At 71.2% G+C, this 17,035-nt stretch carries 14 protein-coding genes; 13 read left to right on the top strand and 1 reads right to left on the bottom strand.

From position 1 onward, the window contains the following. The first annotated feature begins 2 nt into the window (after positions 1–2). The 12 genes from BCL76_RS19800 (at position 3) to BCL76_RS19745 (ending at position 15,054) form a co-directional block, all read left to right on the top strand. Entirely contained in the window at positions 3–1,289 is a 1,287-nt protein-coding gene (locus BCL76_RS19800; protein ID WP_109780818.1) for a dihydroorotase, read from the top strand. Next, a complete protein-coding gene (locus tag BCL76_RS19795; RefSeq protein WP_109780817.1) occupies positions 1,286–1,867 on the top strand; it encodes a PH-like domain-containing protein in 582 nt (193 codons plus the stop codon). Before BCL76_RS19800 ends, BCL76_RS19795 begins: the two co-directional genes overlap by 4 nt. Beyond that, a complete protein-coding gene (carA, locus tag BCL76_RS19790) occupies positions 1,864–3,012 on the top strand; it encodes a glutamine-hydrolyzing carbamoyl-phosphate synthase small subunit (RefSeq protein ID WP_109780816.1) in 1,149 nt (382 codons plus the stop codon). The genes BCL76_RS19795 and carA overlap by 4 nt, the downstream gene beginning before the upstream one ends. Next, on the top strand, positions 3,005–6,313 hold the full coding sequence (gene carB, locus BCL76_RS19785; protein ID WP_109780815.1) for a carbamoyl-phosphate synthase large subunit: 3,309 nt from the start codon (positions 3,005–3,007) through the stop codon (positions 6,311–6,313). Before carA ends, carB begins: the two co-directional genes overlap by 8 nt. 90 nt (positions 6,314–6,403) lie before the next feature. Then, a complete protein-coding gene (locus BCL76_RS19780; protein WP_030769189.1) occupies positions 6,404–7,513 on the top strand; it encodes a quinone-dependent dihydroorotate dehydrogenase in 1,110 nt (369 codons plus the stop codon). Continuing rightward, positions 7,510–8,349 (top strand): orotidine-5'-phosphate decarboxylase, encoded by an 840-nt coding sequence (gene pyrF, locus BCL76_RS19775; RefSeq protein ID WP_309136857.1) that lies wholly within the window; start codon positions 7,510–7,512, stop codon positions 8,347–8,349. Before BCL76_RS19780 ends, pyrF begins: the two co-directional genes overlap by 4 nt. A gap of 303 nt (positions 8,350–8,652) precedes the next feature. Further along, the gene (locus BCL76_RS19770) at positions 8,653–8,976 is read left to right on the top strand and encodes an integration host factor (protein ID WP_030008746.1); all 324 of its coding nucleotides are present in this window, start codon (positions 8,653–8,655) and stop codon (positions 8,974–8,976) included. A gap of 61 nt (positions 8,977–9,037) precedes the next feature. Continuing rightward, complete coding sequence (gene gmk / locus BCL76_RS19765) at positions 9,038–9,601, top strand: guanylate kinase (RefSeq protein ID WP_030008745.1); 564 nt, start codon at positions 9,038–9,040, stop codon at positions 9,599–9,601. A 73-nt stretch (positions 9,602–9,674) separates the two neighbouring features. Continuing rightward, positions 9,675–9,947 carry a DNA-directed RNA polymerase subunit omega gene (gene rpoZ, locus BCL76_RS19760; protein ID WP_004948662.1) on the top strand — a complete coding sequence of 91 codons (273 nt, stop codon included), beginning with the start codon at positions 9,675–9,677 and terminating at the stop codon, positions 9,945–9,947. Between the two features lie 130 nt (positions 9,948–10,077). Beyond that, complete coding sequence (gene coaBC / locus BCL76_RS19755; RefSeq protein ID WP_109781037.1) at positions 10,078–11,277, top strand: bifunctional phosphopantothenoylcysteine decarboxylase/phosphopantothenate--cysteine ligase CoaBC; 1,200 nt, start codon at positions 10,078–10,080, stop codon at positions 11,275–11,277. A 212-nt stretch (positions 11,278–11,489) separates the two neighbouring features. Further along, on the top strand, positions 11,490–12,698 hold the full coding sequence (metK, locus tag BCL76_RS19750) for a methionine adenosyltransferase (RefSeq protein WP_030656249.1): 1,209 nt from the start codon (positions 11,490–11,492) through the stop codon (positions 12,696–12,698). Positions 12,699–12,933: 235 nt separating this feature from the next. Beyond that, entirely contained in the window at positions 12,934–15,054 is a 2,121-nt protein-coding gene (locus BCL76_RS19745; RefSeq protein ID WP_109780814.1) for a primosomal protein N', read from the top strand. Between the two features lie 179 nt (positions 15,055–15,233). Here the strand turns inward: BCL76_RS19745 and BCL76_RS19740 are convergent, their stop codons facing one another. Further along, positions 15,234–15,791 (bottom strand): hypothetical protein, encoded by a 558-nt coding sequence (locus BCL76_RS19740; RefSeq protein ID WP_109780813.1) that lies wholly within the window; start codon positions 15,789–15,791, stop codon positions 15,234–15,236. Positions 15,792–16,041: 250 nt separating this feature from the next. Between BCL76_RS19740 and fmt the strand changes: the two genes are divergently transcribed. Beyond that, the gene (gene fmt / locus BCL76_RS19735; protein WP_109780812.1) at positions 16,042–16,986 is read left to right on the top strand and encodes a methionyl-tRNA formyltransferase; all 945 of its coding nucleotides are present in this window, start codon (positions 16,042–16,044) and stop codon (positions 16,984–16,986) included. Positions 16,987–17,035: the final 49 nt, after the last annotated feature.

The following is a 17,035-nucleotide window of genomic DNA, read 5'->3' as shown; positions in this document are numbered from 1 at the left end:
TCATGAGCAAGATCCTGATTCGTGGCGCGAAGGTACTCGGTGGCGAGGCGCAGGACGTCCTGATCGACGGCGAGACCATCGCTGAGGTCGGTCAGAATCTCTCCGCCGAGGGCGCGACCGTCATCGAGGCCGAGGGCCAGATCCTCCTCCCGGGCCTCGTCGACCTGCACACCCACCTGCGCGAGCCCGGCCGCGAGGACTCCGAGACCGTCCTCACCGGCACCCGCGCCGCCGCCTCCGGTGGCTACACCGCCGTGTTCGCCATGGCGAACACCTTCCCGGTCGCCGACACCGCCGGTGTGGTCGAGCAGGTCTGGCGCCTGGGCAAGGAGTCCGGCTACTGCGACGTGCAGCCCATCGGCGCCGTCACCGTCGGCCTGGAGGGCAAGCAGCTCTCCGAGCTGGGCGCCATGCACGAGTCCGCCGCCCGCGTCACCGTCTTCTCCGACGACGGCAAGTGCGTGGACGACGCCGTGATCATGCGCCGCGCCCTGGAGTACGTGAAGGCCTTCGGCGGTGTCGTCGCCCAGCACGCCCAGGAGCCCCGCCTCACCGAAGGCGCCCAGATGAACGAGGGCGTCGTCTCCGCGGAACTGGGTCTCGGCGGCTGGCCGGCCGTCGCCGAGGAGTCGATCATCGCCCGCGACGTCCTGCTCGCCGAGCACGTCGGCTCCCGCGTCCACATCTGCCACCTCTCCACCGCCGGCTCCGTCGAGATCGTCCGCTGGGCCAAGTCCCGCGGCATCGACGTCACCGCCGAGGTGACCCCGCACCACCTCCTGCTCACCGAGGAGCTCGTGCGCTCGTACAACGCGGTCTACAAGGTCAACCCGCCGCTGCGCACCGAGCGCGACGTGCTGGCCCTGCGCGAGGCGCTTGCCGACGGCACGATCGACATCGTCGCCACCGACCACGCCCCGCACCCGCACGAGGACAAGGACTGCGAGTGGGCCGCCGCCGCCATGGGCATGGTCGGCCTGGAGACCGCGCTCTCCGTCGTCCAGCAGACGATGGTCGAGACCGGACTGCTCGACTGGGCGGGCGTCGCCGAGCGGATGTCCTTCGCTCCGGCGCGCATCGGCGGCCTGGAGAACCACGGCCGTCCCGTCTCGGCAGGTGAACCCGCGAACCTGACCTTGGTCGAGACCTCGTACCGTGGTGTCGTGGACCCCGCACACTTCGCCTCCCGCAGCCGCAACACGCCTTACGAGGGCCGTGAGCTGCCGGGGCGCGTCACTCATACCTTCCTGCGGGGCCGGGCAACGGTCGTGGACGGGAAACTGGCGTGACACCTGCAGTAATCCAACTGGCCGCCGAGGCCGCCGAACGACAGTCGGCGGAGGTGACCAGCTTCGGTGCCCGCATGGCGTGGGTGATCGGCCTGGCCGTCTTCGTCGCGTTCGTCTACTGGCTGATGCGGCAGGGCTGGAAATGGCGCGGCGCTCTGCAGAACGATCTGCCGGAGCTCCCCGCCGCACCCGACGGTCTTCCCGCACACCGGCTGGCCCTGACCGGCCGGTACCACGGGTCCACCACCGCCGGACAGTGGCTCGACCGGATCGTCGCCCACGGGCTGGGCCTGCGCAGCCGGGTCGAGCTCACGCTCACCGACGCGGGCCTGGACGTGGTCCGACCGGGGGCGAACGACTTCTTCGTACCGGCCGCGCAGCTGCGCGGCGCCCGCCTCGACAAGGGAATCGCGGGCAAGGTACTCACCGAGGGCGGTCTGCTCGTCGTCACCTGGGCGCACGGCGACAAGCTGATCGACTCCGGATTCCGCTCCGACCGCGCGGCCGAACACGCCGCATGGGTCGAAGCCATCAACCTCATGAACTCATCCATCACGACGGAAGGCGCCGAACGATGACGACCTCCACCAGGGGAGCAGCCAAAGCTCCCGCCGTACTCGTCCTGGAGGACGGTCGGATCTTCCGCGGCCGCGCCTACGGCGCTGTGGGGGAGACCTTCGGCGAGGCCGTGTTCTCCACCGGAATGACCGGCTACCAGGAGACCCTCACCGACCCGTCGTACCACCGACAGGTCGTCGTGATGACCGCCCCCCACGTGGGCAACACCGGCGTCAACGACGAGGACCCCGAGTCCTCCCGCATCTGGGTGGCCGGCTACGTCGTACGCGACCCCGCCCGCGTCGCCTCGAACTGGCGCTCGCAGCGCTCGCTGGACGAGGAGCTCGTCAAGCAGGGCGTCGTCGGGATCTCCGGCATCGACACCCGCGCCCTGACCCGCCACCTGCGCGAGCGCGGCGCCATGCGCGTCGGCATCTTCTCGGGCGAGGCCTGGGTCGGGATCCGCGACGAGGCCCTGATCGCCAAGGTCACCTCGCAGCCGCAGATGAAGGGCGCGAACCTCTCCGCCGAGGTCGCCACCAAGGAGGCGTACGTCGTCCCCGCCATCGGTGAGAAGAAGTTCACCGTGGCCGCGGTCGACCTCGGCATCAAGGGCATGACCCCGCACCGGATGGCCGAGCGCGGCATCGAGGTGCACGTGCTGCCCGCCACCGCCACCGTCGAGGACGTCTACGCGGTCGACCCGGACGGCGTGTTCTTCTCCAACGGCCCGGGCGACCCGGCCACCGCCGACGGCCCCGTCGCCGTCATGCAGGGCGTGCTGGAGCGCAAGACCCCGCTCTTCGGCATCTGCTTCGGCAACCAGATCCTCGGCCGCGCGCTCGGCTTCGGCACCTACAAGCTGAAGTACGGCCACCGCGGCATCAACCAGCCGGTGCAGGACCGCACCACAGGCAAGGTCGAGGTCACCGCGCACAACCACGGCTTCGCCGTCGACGCGCCCCTCGACAAGGTGTCCGAGACCGCCTACGGCCGCGCCGAGGTCTCCCACGTCTGCCTGAACGACCAGGTCGTCGAAGGCCTCCAGCTGCTCGACCAGCCGGCCTTCAGCGTCCAGTACCACCCCGAGGCGGCCGCCGGCCCGCACGACGCCGCGTACCTCTTCGACCGCTTCGTATCCCTGATGGAGGCCGAGCGTGCCTAAGCGCACCGATATCCAGTCCGTCCTGGTCATCGGCTCCGGCCCGATCGTCATCGGACAGGCCGCCGAGTTCGACTACTCCGGCACCCAGGCCTGCCGCATCCTCAAGGCCGAGGGCCTGCGGGTCATCCTGGTCAACTCCAACCCCGCGACGATCATGACCGACCCGGAGATCGCCGACGCCACGTACGTCGAGCCGATCACCCCCGAGTTCGTCGAGAAGATCATCGCCAAGGAGCGCCCCGACGCGCTCCTGCCGACCCTCGGCGGCCAGACCGCGCTCAACACCGCGATCTCCATGCACGAGCAGGGTGTGCTGGAGAAGTACGGCGTCGAGCTCATCGGCGCCAACGTCGAGGCCATCAACAAGGGCGAGGACCGCGACCTCTTCAAGGGCGTCGTCGAGGCCGTCAACGCCAAGATCGGCCACGGCGAGTCCGCCCGCTCGGTCATCTGCCACACGATGGACGACGTCATCGCCGGCGTCGACACCCTCGGCGGCTACCCCGTCGTCGTGCGCCCCTCCTTCACCATGGGCGGCGCCGGATCCGGCTTCGCCCACGACGAGGACGAGCTGCGCCGCATCGCCGGCCAGGGCCTCACGCTCTCCCCGACCACCGAGGTGCTCCTGGAGGAGTCCATCCTCGGCTGGAAGGAGTACGAGCTGGAGCTGATGCGCGACACCAAGGACAACGTGGTCGTCGTCTGCTCCATCGAGAACTTCGACCCGATGGGTGTCCACACCGGTGACTCGATCACCGTCGCCCCGGCCATGACGCTCACCGACCGCGAGTACCAGCGGCTGCGCGACATCGGCATCGCGATCATCCGCGAGGTCGGCGTCGACACCGGCGGCTGCAACATCCAGTTCGCGATCGACCCGGTCGACGGCCGCGTCATCGTCATCGAGATGAACCCGCGCGTCTCGCGCTCCTCGGCGCTCGCGTCGAAGGCCACCGGCTTCCCGATCGCCAAGATCGCCGCCAAGCTGGCCATCGGCTACACGCTCGACGAGGTCCCCAACGACATCACCGAGAAGACCCCGGCCTCCTTCGAGCCGTCCCTCGACTACGTCGTCGTCAAGGCCCCGCGCTTCGCCTTCGAGAAGTTCCCGCTGGCCGACGCCACCCTCACCACCACCATGAAGTCGGTGGGCGAGGCCATGGCCATCGGCCGCAACTTCACCGAGGCCCTGCAGAAGGCCCTGCGCTCGCTGGAGAAGAAGGGCTCGCAGTTCACCTTCGTCGGCCCCACCGGCGACAAGGACGAGCTCCTCGCCACCGCGGTCCGCCCGACCGACGGTCGCATCAACACCGTCATGCAGGCCATCCGCGCCGGCGCCACCCAGGAAGAGGTCTTCGAGTTCACGAAGATCGACCCCTGGTTCGTCGACCAGCTCTTCCTCATCAAGGAGATCGCGGACGAGCTGGCCGCCGCCGAGAAGCTCCAGCCCGAGCTGCTCGCCGAGGCCAAGCGCCACGGCTTCTCCGACGCCCAGATCGCCGAGATCCGCGGCCTGCGCGAGGACGTCGTCCGCGAGGTCCGCCACGCGCTCGGGGTCCGCCCGGTCTACAAGACGGTCGACACCTGCGCCGCCGAGTTCGCCGCGAAGACCCCGTACTTCTACTCCTCGTACGACGAGGAGTCCGAGGTCGCGCCCCGCACCAAGCCCGCGGTCATCATCCTGGGATCCGGCCCGAACCGCATCGGCCAGGGCATCGAGTTCGACTACTCCTGCGTCCACGCCTCCTTCGCCCTCAGCGACGCCGGCTACGAGACCGTGATGGTCAACTGCAACCCGGAGACCGTCTCCACCGACTACGACACCTCCGACCGCCTGTACTTCGAGCCGCTGACGCTCGAGGACGTGCTGGAGATCGTCCACGCGGAGTCGCTGGCCGGCCCCATCGCCGGTGTCGTCGTCCAGCTCGGCGGCCAGACCCCCCTCGGTCTCGCCCAGGCCCTCAAGGACAACGGCGTCCCCGTCGTCGGCACCCCGCCGGAGGCCATCCACGCCGCCGAGGACCGCGGTGCCTTCGGTCAGGTCCTGGCCGACGCCGGCCTGCCGGCCCCCAAGCACGGCACCGCCACCACCTTCGCGGGTGCGAAGGCGATCGCCGACGAGATCGGCTACCCGGTCCTCGTGCGCCCGTCCTACGTGCTCGGCGGCCGCGGCATGGAGATCGTCTACGACGAGGCCCGCCTCGAGTCGTACATCGCCGAGTCCACCGAGATCTCCCCGACCCGCCCCGTGCTGGTCGACCGCTTCCTCGACGACGCGATCGAGATCGACGTGGACGCCCTCTACGACGGCCACGAGCTCTACCTCGGCGGCGTCATGGAGCACATCGAGGAAGCCGGCATCCACTCCGGCGACTCGGCCTGCGCCCTGCCCCCGATCACCCTCGGCGGCTACGACATCAAGCGCCTGCGCGCCTCCACCGAGGCCATCGCCAAGGGTGTCGGCGTCCGCGGTCTGATCAACATCCAGTTCGCGATGGCCGGGGACATCCTCTACGTCCTGGAGGCCAACCCGCGCGCCTCCCGGACCGTCCCCTTCACCTCGAAGGCCACCGCCGTCCCGCTCGCGAAGGCCGCCGCCCGCATCTCGCTCGGCACCACCATCGCCGAGCTGCGCGCCGAGGGCCTGCTGCCGAAGACCGGCGACGGCGGCACCCTGCCGATCGACGCGCCGATCTCCGTCAAGGAGGCCGTCATGCCGTGGTCGCGCTTCCGCGACATCCACGGCCGCGGCGTGGACACCGTCCTCGGCCCGGAGATGCGCTCCACCGGCGAGGTCATGGGCATCGACGCCGTCTTCGGCACCGCCTACGCCAAGTCGCAGGCCGGCGCCTACGGCCCGCTGCCCACCAAGGGCCGCGCGTTCATCTCCGTCGCCAACCGCGACAAGCGCTCGATGATCTTCCCGGCGCGCGAGCTCGTCGCCCACGGCTTCGAGCTGATGGCGACCTCCGGCACCGCCGAGGTACTGCGCCGCAACGGCATCAACGCGACCGTGGTGCGCAAGCTCAGCGAGGGCGAGGGCCCGAACGGCGAGAAGACCATCGTCCAGCTGATCCACGACGGCCAGGTCGACCTGATCGTCAACACCCCGTACGGCACCGGCGGCCGCCTCGACGGCTACGAGATCCGCACGGCGGCCGTGGCCCGCAGCGTCCCCTGCCTGACCACGGTCCAGGCGCTCGCCGCCGCCGTCCAGGGCATCGACGCGCTCAACCGCGGCGATGTGGGCGTCCGCTCCCTCCAGGAGCACGCGGAGCACCTGACCGCAGCCCGCGACTGACGCAGGCCGTACAGCCCGGACACGGGGAGGGGGACACCGGTTTCACGACGGGTGTCCCCCTCTTCACGAGCGCAGAGGGATTTTCCGACGATGTACAAAACCTTCTTCAACCTGGTCTTCAAGCGGATGGACCCGGAGCAGGCCCACTACCTGGCCTTCCGCTGGATCCGCGGCGCCGCCCGCACCCCCGTGCTGCGCACCTTCGTGGCGGCCGCCCTGGCCCCGCGCTACGAGGAGCTGCGCACCGAGGCCCTCGGCCTGCGCATGCACGGCCCCTTCGGCCTCGCCGCGGGCTTCGACAAGAACGCCGTCGCCATCGACGGCATGTCGATGCTCGGCTTCGACCACGTCGAGATCGGCACGGTCACGGCCGAGGCACAGCCCGGCAACCCCAAGAAGCGGCTCTTCCGCCTCGTGCCGGACCGCGCGCTGATCAACCGGATGGGCTTCAACAACGAGGGTTCGGCGGCCGTCGCGGCCCGCCTGGCGGCCCGTGAGGCGGTCTTCCGGACCGTCGTGGGCGTCAACATCGGCAAGACCAAGGTCGTGCCCGAGGAAGAGGCCGTGGGCGACTACGTGACCTCCACCGAGCGCCTCGCCCGGCACGCCGACTACCTGGTGGTGAACGTCTCCTCCCCGAACACCCCCGGGCTGCGCAACCTCCAGGCCACCGAGTCGCTGCGCCCGCTGCTGACGGCCGTACGCGAGGCCGCCGACCGCACGGTGACCGACCGCCGGGTGCCGCTGCTGGTCAAGATCGCCCCCGACCTGGCGGACGAGGACGTCGACGCGGTCGCCGACCTGGCCCTGGAGCTGGGCCTGGACGGCATCATCGCGACGAACACCACCATCGCCCGCGAGGGGCTCGGCCTGAAGTCCTCCCCGTCCCTGGTGAAGGAGACGGGCGGGCTCTCCGGAGCCCCCGTCAAGGAACGCTCCCTGGAGGTCCTGCGCCGCCTGTACGCCCGTGTGGGGGACCGCCTGGTGCTGGTCGGGGTCGGCGGCATCGAGAACGCCGAGGACGCCTGGCAGCGGATCCTGGCCGGTGCCACGCTGATCCAGGGCTACAGCGCCTTCATCTACGAGGGCCCGTTCTACGCCCGCGCCATCCACAAGGGCCTCGCCGCGCGCCTGGCCACCAGCCCGTACGCGACGCTCGCCGAAGCGGTGGGCGCCGAGACCCGAAAGGCCTCCCAGTGACCGTGACCCCGTTCGGCACCCGTCTGCGCGCGGCGATGGACTCCAGGGGCCCGCTGTGCGTGGGCATCGACCCGCACGCCGCCCTGCTGGCCCAGTGGGGCCTCAAGGACGACATCGCGGGCCTGGAGCGGTTCTCCCGTACCGTCGTCGAGGCGCTCGCCGAGTCGGTGGCGGTCTTCAAGCCGCAGGCCGCCTTCTTCGAGCGGTTCGGCTCGAAGGGCGTCGCGGTCCTGGAGCGCGCCGTGGCGGACGCCCGGGCGGCCGGGACCCTGGTGGTCATGGACGCCAAGCGCGGCGACATCGGCTCGACCATGGCGGCGTACGCCTCGGCCTTCCTGGACCCGGCCTCGCCGCTGTTCTCGGACGCGCTGACGGTCTCCCCGTACCTGGGCTACGGCTCGCTGAAGCCGGCCGTGGACCTGGCCCGGGAGTCGGGCGCCGGCCTGTTCGTCCTGGCGCTGACCTCGAACCCGGAGGGCGCCGAGGTCCAGCGGGCGGTCCGCGAGGACGGCCGGACGATCGGCGCGACGATGCTGGCGCACCTGGCGGCGGAGAACGCGGACGCCGCCCCCATGGGTTCCTTCGGCGCCGTGGTCGGTGCCACGCTGGGCGATCTGTCCTCCTTCGACCTGGACATCAACGGGCCGCTGCTGGCTCCCGGCATCGGCGCGCAGGGCGCGACGGCGGCGGACCTGCCGGGCGTGTTCGGCAAGGCCGTGCGCAACGTCGTCCCGAACGTCTCGCGGGGGGTCCTGAAGCACGGTCCGGACGTGAGGGCCCTGCGCGACTCGGCGCGTCGCTTCGCCGACGAGATCCACGCGGCCGTCACCGCGTAATCGGTCACCCGGAGAGGCCGGCCGCACCTCCGCGGGCCGGCCTCTCGCACTTCTTGGCGAAACTCGAACGCTCTTCATCGGACAAAACCGGGGTATTTTGTCCGTGATGTACGGTTCAGTGGAGGCTGACCAGGACTTTTCGTCCGTTCTCGCTGACTGGAGCGGTGTTGGCCGCTAGTCTCCGACCAGAGTGAACGCGCAGCGAACGAGTTCCATCGCTGTTCGGGAGCTCGAGAGGTGTGTTGCCTTCAGGGTTACCCACCGGTCCGTATCCGACAGTTCGACATCCGAGGTGACGTAGGCGTGGCTCTTCCGCCCCTTACCCCTGAACAGCGCGCAGCCGCGCTCGAAAAGGCCGCCGCGGCTCGCCGGGAGCGGGCCGAGGTCAAGAATCGACTCAAGCACTCCGGTGCCTCGCTCCAAGAGGTCATCAAGACCGGCCAGGAGAACGACGTCATCGGCAAGATGAAGGTCTCCGCGCTGCTGGAGTCTCTGCCCGGCGTGGGCAAGGTGCGCGCCAAGCAGATCATGGAGCGTCTCGGCATCTCCGAGTCCCGGCGTGTCCGAGGTCTCGGTTCCAACCAGATCGCCTCTCTGGAGCGTGAGTTCGGCAGCACCGGCGCCTAAGGCGTCGACTGAAGTTCTCCCGGCGTTCTCAGGCAGTCCCGAGAAGCTGGATAATCGCTCTATGGCAGCAGAGGTTCGTCCGCGGCTGACCGTGCTCTCCGGCCCTTCAGGGGTCGGCAAGAGCACGGTCGTCGCGCATATGCGCAAGGTTCACCCCGAGGTATGGCTCTCGGTGTCGGCCACCACCCGCAAGCCGCGGCCCGGTGAGCGACACGGAGTCCACTACTTCTTCGTCAATGACGACGAGTTCGACAAGCTGATCGCCAACGGCGAGCTGCTGGAGTGGGCCGAGTTCGCGGGCAACCGCTACGGCACACCCCGCGGCGCGGTGCTGGAACGCCTGGACAACGGCGAGCCGGTACTGCTGGAGATCGATCTCCAGGGCGCACGACTCGTCCGAGAGTCCAAGCCCGACGCCCAGCTGGTGTTCCTGGCACCGCCGAGCTGGGACGAGCTGGTCCGCCGACTGACCGGTCGGGGCACCGAATCGGCGGAGGTCATCGAGCGTCGGCTCGCCGCCGCCAAGATCGAGCTCGCTGCCGAGTCCGAGTTCGACACCACCCTGGTCAACACCTCCGTCGAGGACGTAGCCCGTGAGCTGCTAGCCTTGATGGCAGTTGTCTGATCGTTGATCGATGTTTTTGATTCGGTCGATTCCAGGACGGCCCCATCTTTCACCCATCTTCGGAAGGTAGAGCGTGTCCTCTTCCATCACCGCGCCCGAGGGCATCATCAACCCGCCGATCGACGAGCTGCTCGAGGCTACCGACTCGAAGTACAGCCTCGTGATCTACGCGGCCAAGCGCGCGCGTCAGATCAACGCGTACTACTCGCAGCTCGGTGAGGGCCTGCTCGAGTACGTCGGCCCGCTGGTGGACACGCACGTCCACGAGAAGCCGCTTTCGATCGCGCTGCGCGAGATCAACGCGGGTCTGCTGACCTCCGAGGCCATCGAGGCCCCGGCCCAGTAAGGCACCAGAAGTCCTTTCACCACAGGCCCGGCAGAACATCTGCCGGGCCTGTGGTGTGTCATGGGTGGGTACGACGACGATCAGAGCCGACGGCGTCGGCCGCGTCGGACACGGAGAAGGGAAGTGCGTGGTGGAGAAGCCGAAGGTCGTACTGGGGGTCAGTGGCGGGATCGCCGCCTACAAGGCGTGCGAGCTGCTGCGCCGGCTGACCGAGTCCGGCCACGACGTACGGGTGGTGCCCACCGCGGCCTCCCTGAACTTCGTGGGGGAGGCCACCTGGTCCGCCCTCTCCGGCAACCCGGCCTCCACCGAGGTCTGGGAGTCCGTCCACGAGGTGCCGCACGTGCGCATCGGGCAGTCCGCCGACCTCGTCGTCGTCGCCCCCGCCACCGCCGACATGCTGGCCAAGGCCGCCCACGGGCTCGCCGACGACCTGCTGACGAACACCCTGCTCACCGCCCGCTGCCCGGTGGTCTTCGCCCCCGCCATGCACACCGAGATGTGGGAGCACCCCGCCACCCAGGAGAACGTGGCCACGCTGCGCCGCCGCGGCGCCGTCGTCATCGAGCCCGCCGTCGGCCGGCTCACCGGCAAGGACACCGGCAAGGGCAGACTGCCCGACCCCGACGAGATCTTCGAGGTCTGCCGCCACGTCCTGGCCCGCGGGGTGGTCGAGCCGGACCTCGTCGGGCGGCACGTGGTGATCAGCGCGGGCGGTACGCGGGAGCCGCTGGACCCGGTCCGCTTCCTCGGCAACCGCTCCTCCGGCAAGCAGGGCTACGCGCTCGCCCGTACCGCCGTGGCCCGGGGGGCCCGGGTCACCCTGGTTTCGGCCAACACCGCGCTGGCCGACCCGGCCGGGGTGGACGTCGTACGGGTGGGCACGGCCGTACAGCTGCGGGAGGCCGTGCTCAAGGCCGCCGCGGACGCGGACGTCGTGGTCATGGCCGCGGCCGTCGCCGACTTCCGGCCCGCCGAGTACGCGGGCGGAAAGATCAAGAAGAAGGACGGGCAGGACCCGGCGCCCGTGGCGCTCGTACGCAATCCGGACGTCCTCGCGGAGATCTCGGCCGATCGTGCCAGGGCCGGCCAGGTGGTCGTGGGATTCGCCGCGGAGACCGACGACGTCCTCGCGAACGGGCGAGCCAAGCTCACCCGCAAGGGATGTGACCTTCTCGTCGTGAACGAGGTCGGCGAGGCTCGAACCTTTGGTTCCGAGGAGAATGAAGCGGTCATCCTGGCCTCTGATGGTGCTGAGACCGCAGTGCCCTATGGTCCGAAGGAGGCCCTGGCCGAGGTCATTTGGGACCAGGTGGCCGTCCGGCTTTAGTCGCGACGCGCCTGGGTCGATTCCTCTTCTCCAGGTCACTTCCGTGCGTAAGAATGGGAGTGCCGCAGGTCACACGGCTCCCATAAGGCGAGACGGGTGGTCCACGAAACGGTGGCGACCGATAAACTGCATCCGGAACGTGATCGGGCGCAGCCCCCGATGTGGTTCCGCCAAATGATCAGCCAGCAGCCGCTGCAACCCCAGGGAGCGTTGTGTCCCGTCGTCTGTTCACCTCGGAGTCCGTCACCGAGGGCCACCCCGACAAGATCGCTGACCAGATCAGCGACACGATCCTCGACGCGCTCCTCACCGAGGACCCGACCTCGCGCGTCGCCGTGGAAACCCTCATCACCACGGGTCTCGTGCACATCGCGGGAGAGGTGACGACGAAGGCCTACGCGCCGATCGCGCAGCTCGTCCGGGACAAGATCCTCGAAATCGGCTACGACTCCTCGAAGAAGGGCTTCGACGGCGCCTCCTGTGGCGTCTCGGTGTCCATCGGCGCCCAGTCCCCGGACATCGCGCAGGGCGTCGACACCGCCTACGAGAAGCGCGTCGAGGGCGACGAGGACGAGCTCGACAAGCAGGGCGCCGGCGACCAGGGCCTGATGTTCGGCTACGCCTGCGACGAGACCCCCGAGCTCATGCCGCTGCCGATCCACATCGCGCACCGCCTGTCCCGCCGGCTCTCCGAGGTCCGCAAGAACGGGACCATCCCGTACCTGCGCCCCGACGGCAAGACCCAGGTCACCATCGAGTACGACGGCGACAAGGCCGTGCGCCTGGACACCGTCGTGGTCTCCTCGCAGCACGCCTCGGACATCGACCTCGACTCGCTGCTCGCTCCCGACATCCGCGAGTTCGTCGTCGAGCACGTCCTGGCCCAGCTCGTCGAGGACGGCATCAAGCTCGACACCGAGGGCTACCGCCTCCTGGTGAACCCGACCGGCCGCTTCGAGATCGGCGGCCCGATGGGCGACGCCGGCCTCACCGGTCGCAAGATCATCATCGACACCTACGGCGGCATGGCCCGCCACGGTGGCGGTGCCTTCTCCGGCAAGGACCCGTCGAAGGTCGACCGCTCCGCCGCGTACGCCATGCGCTGGGTCGCCAAGAACGTGGTCGCCGCCGGTCTCGCCTCGCGCTGCGAGGTGCAGGTCGCGTACGCCATCGGCAAGGCCGAGCCCGTCGGTCTCTTCGTCGAGACCTTCGGCACCGCCAAGGTCGAGACGCAGAAGATCGAGGACGCGATCGGCGAGGTCTTCGACCTGCGCCCGGCCGCGATCATCCGCGACCTCGACCTGCTGCGCCCGATCTACGCCCAGACCGCCGCCTACGGCCACTTCGGCCGTGAGCTGCCGGACTTCACCTGGGAGCGCACCGACCGCGTGGACGCGCTGCGCGCGGCCGCCGGCCTCTAGGCACACTCCGCCCCACGGCGGACACGTACGGCCCCGGACCTCACCGTCCGGGGCCGTATTGCGTTGATCGACCGTCGGACGCATGCCTATGCTTCCCCTGCTCTCCCGGTGCGCCGGATGGCGGATTCATCTGGAGTCGGGCACGAGCCCGGCGTTGAAGGACCGTTCCACCGCCGCCGCCCGCCTTGATCTCGGGAGAGCGTCCACTGTCGGTGCCGTTTGTAAGAATGCTGCTGTGAGCAGCGACAACGGCGAGAGCGAAACCGAGGCGGGGGGCCCGCCGGAGCAGCTCGCACTGATCCGGGACATCGTCGCCGAGGCGAAGGCCAAGGCGCCCAAGGCGAAGCCGCGCACCTGGCGCGGGGCCGCCCTCGCCGCCGAGCTGCCCGTCGCCCGGGTCCTGGTGAACAAGGGCGTGCTCCACCTCGACCGGACCTTCGACTACGCCGTCCCCGAAGAGCTCTCCGAAGCCGCCCAGCCCGGTGTCCGCGTCCGTGTCCGCTTCGGGGCCGGCTCCCACCACGTGCACGGCGGCCGCCGCGAGGGCGGCGGTCTCATCGACGGCTTCATCGTGGAGCGCCGCGCCGAGTCCGACTACGAGGGCGCACTGGCCGCCCTCGCCCACGTGGTCTCGCCCGAGGTGGTCCTCAGCCCCCGCATGCTCGCCCTCGCCCGGGCCGTCGCCGACCGGTACGCGGGCAGCCTCGCCGACGTGCTCCAGCTCGCCCTGCCCGCGCGCAGCGCCCGCGCCGAGGCCAAGCCCTCACCGGAACCCCTGCCGCCGCCCGCCGCCCCCGAGCCCGCGGGCTGGGAGCGGTACGGCGCCGGCCCGGGCTTCCTACGCTCCCTCGCCACCGGCGGCAGCCCGCGCGCCGTATGGACCGCCCTGCCCGGCCCCGGCTGGGCCGACGAACTCGCCCGAGCCATGGCCGCCACCCTGGCCTCGGGGCGCGGCGCCCTCGCCGTGCTCCCCGACGGGCGGACCGCCGCCCGCGTCGACGCGGCCCTCACCGCCCTGCTCGGCGAAGGCCGGCACGCCCTGCTGACTGCGGAGTCGGGCCCCGAGAAGCGCTACCGCCAGTGGCTGTCGGTGCACCGAGGCTCCGTGCGGGCCGTCATCGGCACCCGGGCCGCGATGTTCGCCCCCGTCCGGGACCTCGGGCTGGTCGCCGTCTGGGACGACGGCGACTCCAGCCACAGCGACGACAATGCCCCCTTCCCGCACGTCCGGGAGGTACTGGAACTGCGTGCCGTGGGCGACGGCTGCGGCTTCCTCGTCGGCGGCACGAGCTGCACGGTGGAGGCCGCCCAACTGGTCGAGTCCGGCTGGGCCAGACCCCTGATCGCCGACCGCGAGACCGTACGGGCCTGCGCGCCCCGGATCCGAACCGTCGGGGACGAGCTGCTCGCCCGCGACGAGGCCGCCCGGACCGCCCGCCTGCCCAGCCTGGCCTGGGAGACCGTACGGGAAGGGCTGAAGACCGGGCCCGTCCTCGTACAGGTACCGCGGCGGGGCTATGCTCCCCGGCTGGCCTGCGAGCGGTGCCGCACCCCGGCCCGCTGCAAGGTCTGCGCGGGGCCGCTGGAGGCCCCCGACCAGCGGGACCTGACGTGCGGGTGGTGCGGGCGGGACGAGCCGTCCTGGCACTGCGAGGAATGCGGATCCTTCCGGCTGCGGGCCCAGGTGGTCGGCGCCCGGCGCACCGCCGAGGAACTGGGCCGGGCCTTCCCGGCCGTGGCCGTGCGGACCTCAGGGCGCGACCACATCCTCGACGAGGTACCGGACCGGCCCGCGCTGGTGGTCTGCACCCCGGGCGCCGAACCGGTGGCGGCGGGCGCCGGGTACGCGGCCGCGCTGCTGCTCGACGGCTGGGCCATGGTGACCCGGCCCGACCTGCGGGCCGGCGAGGACGCGCTGCGCCGGTGGATCGCGGCCGCCTCCCTGGTCCGCGGCGACGGGCAGGTCGTGGTCGTCGCCGAACCGACGCTGCGGCCCGTCCAGGCGCTCGTCCGGTGGGACCCGGTGGGACACGCCGTACGGGAGCTCGCGGAGCGGGCCCAGCTCGGCTTCCCACCGGTGTCCCGGATGGCGGCGGTGGCCGGTCGGGGCGAGGTGGTGGAGGCCTTCCTGGCCGGCGCCGGACTGCCGCCCGACGCCGAGGTCCTGGGACCGGTGCCGCTCCCGGGGCGGCGCGGGGAGCCGTCCCCGGGGGAGCGGGCGCTGGTCCGGGTCCCGCCGGGCAGCGGAGCCGCGCTGGCGGCCGCCCTGAAGACGGCGCAGGCCGCCCGGCTGGCGAAGGGGGTTCCGGCGGCGGAGGCCGTCCGGGTCCGGATCGACCCGCCCGACATCGGCTGACACCGCCGGCCGACCCGATGCGCCGACCGGTGCGCCGACCCGGTGCGCGAGGGCCGTGGCCGAACGCCGAAACCCCCGGTGGGGCGACCCGTACGGGCCTCCCACCGGGGGCGGAATCAGGCGCGGCGCGCGAGCGCGGCCGGCCGTCGGGTGTCGGCGTCCCGGCGGCAGGACACCCGTCAGCCGTTGCGCGGACCGGGGAAGGCGGGGGAGCGGGGAACCTCTCCGAGCCGCTGGCCGGTGAGACCCCCGGCGGTGGCGGCCGCCTGGGCCTCCTCGCGCACCGGCTGCGGCGGCATCGAGCGGGCGGCCGGGACGGTGGGCAGCGGCCCCAGGGTCCGGGTGGTGGTCGTTCCCTCGGCCGGCGGCTCCGCGGACTCGGCGGACTGCGCCCGCCGGGCCCCGTAGCGGCGGTGCACGGCCTGCTTGGTGACACCGAGCGCCGAACCGACCGCGTCCCACGAGAAACCGAGCGAGCGGTCGAAGTCCACGGCCGCGGTGACCAGCGTCTCGACGCTGTCCCGCAGCTCCTGCGCGAGGCGGACGGTCGGCGCGGGCGCCCGGCCGTAGACGACGAAGCCGGTGGAGGGACCCGATCGGCGCGGGCGGTACACGTTGCCGAGCTGGGCGGTGAGCGTACGCAGGGCATCCACCTGCCGGCGAACCCGCTCGATGTCCCTCACCAGGAGGTGCAGGCTGGCCCGGGCTTGAGCGTCGTGGGTGGCGTGGTCGGCCATGAAGAAGCCTCTCGAACCGGTGCTGAAGGGCGGATCGGGCCGCAGACACCGTTCACACGCGGCCCGTTTTGGTCAATCTCTCTTGACAACGCGCCACCCGTCGCCCAGGTCACGCTGTGGGGGCGTGTCGGCATATGCGAGAGGCGCGCGCGTGTGCGTACGCCCCCTCGGCACCACAGGTGGGCGGCCCGACGGGCGCCCCATAGACTGGTGCGCTGCTGACAGCCGAGATTAGCGAGGTAGTCCCCCAGTGAAGCTCGTCTTCGCAGGCACCCCCGAGGTCGCCGTACCCGCCCTGGACGCCCTGATCGCCTCCGGGCGGCACGAGGTCGCCGCCGTCATCACCCGGCCCGACGCACCCGCCGGTCGCGGCCGCCGCCTCGTCGCCAGCCCGGTCGCCGAACGCGCCGAGGAAGCGGGCATCGAGGTGCTCAAGCCCGCCCGCCCCCGCGACCCCGACTTCCAGGCCCGGCTGCGCGAGATCGACCCGGACTGCTGCCCGGTCGTGGCCTACGGCGCGCTGCTCCCCAAGAGCGCCCTCGACATCCCCCGGCACGGCTGGGTCAACCTGCACTTCTCGCTGCTGCCCGCTTGGCGCGGAGCCGCGCCCGTCCAGCAGTCGATCATCGCGGGGGACCAGGTCACCGGAGCCTCCACCTTCCGGATCGAGGAGGGCCTGGACACCGGCCCGGTCTACGGCGTCCTCACCGAGGAGATCCGGCCCACCGACACCAGCGGCGATCTGCTCACCCGCCTCGCCTTCGCCGGGTCCGGACTGCTCGCCGCCACCATGGACGGCATCGAGGACGGCACCCTGCGCGCCGTCGAGCAGCCCCAGGAGGGGATCTCCCACGCGCCCAAGATCACCGTGGAGGACGCCCGGATCGACTGGACCGCCCCCGCGATGCGCGCCGACCGCGTGGTGCGCGGCTGCACGCCCGCGCCGGGCGCCTGGACCGTCTTCCGTGGGGAGCGCCTCAAGCTGATCTCGCTGGGCCTGGTGCCGGACCGGACCGACCTGGAGCCGGGCGCGCTGTCCCCCGCCAAGAACAACGTGTACGTCGGCACCGGCTCGCACGCCGTGGAACTGCTGTGGGTGCAGCCGCAGGGCAAGAAGCCGATGCGGGCCGCCGACTGGGCCCGCGGGGTCCGGATCGCACCGGGCGAGCGGCTCGGCGGAGCCGACGTAGGCTGATCGGTGGGGCGTCCGAGCGCGGACGCCCCCGCGTCCCACCCGCAGCACC

Origin of the sequence: Streptomyces sp. CG 926, from assembly GCF_003148825.1 — a bacterium.
Lineage (GTDB): Bacteria > Actinomycetota > Actinomycetes > Streptomycetales > Streptomycetaceae > Streptomyces.
The sequence above is the reverse complement of the archived record's forward strand: the minus strand, read 5'-3'. Positions and strand labels throughout refer to the sequence as shown.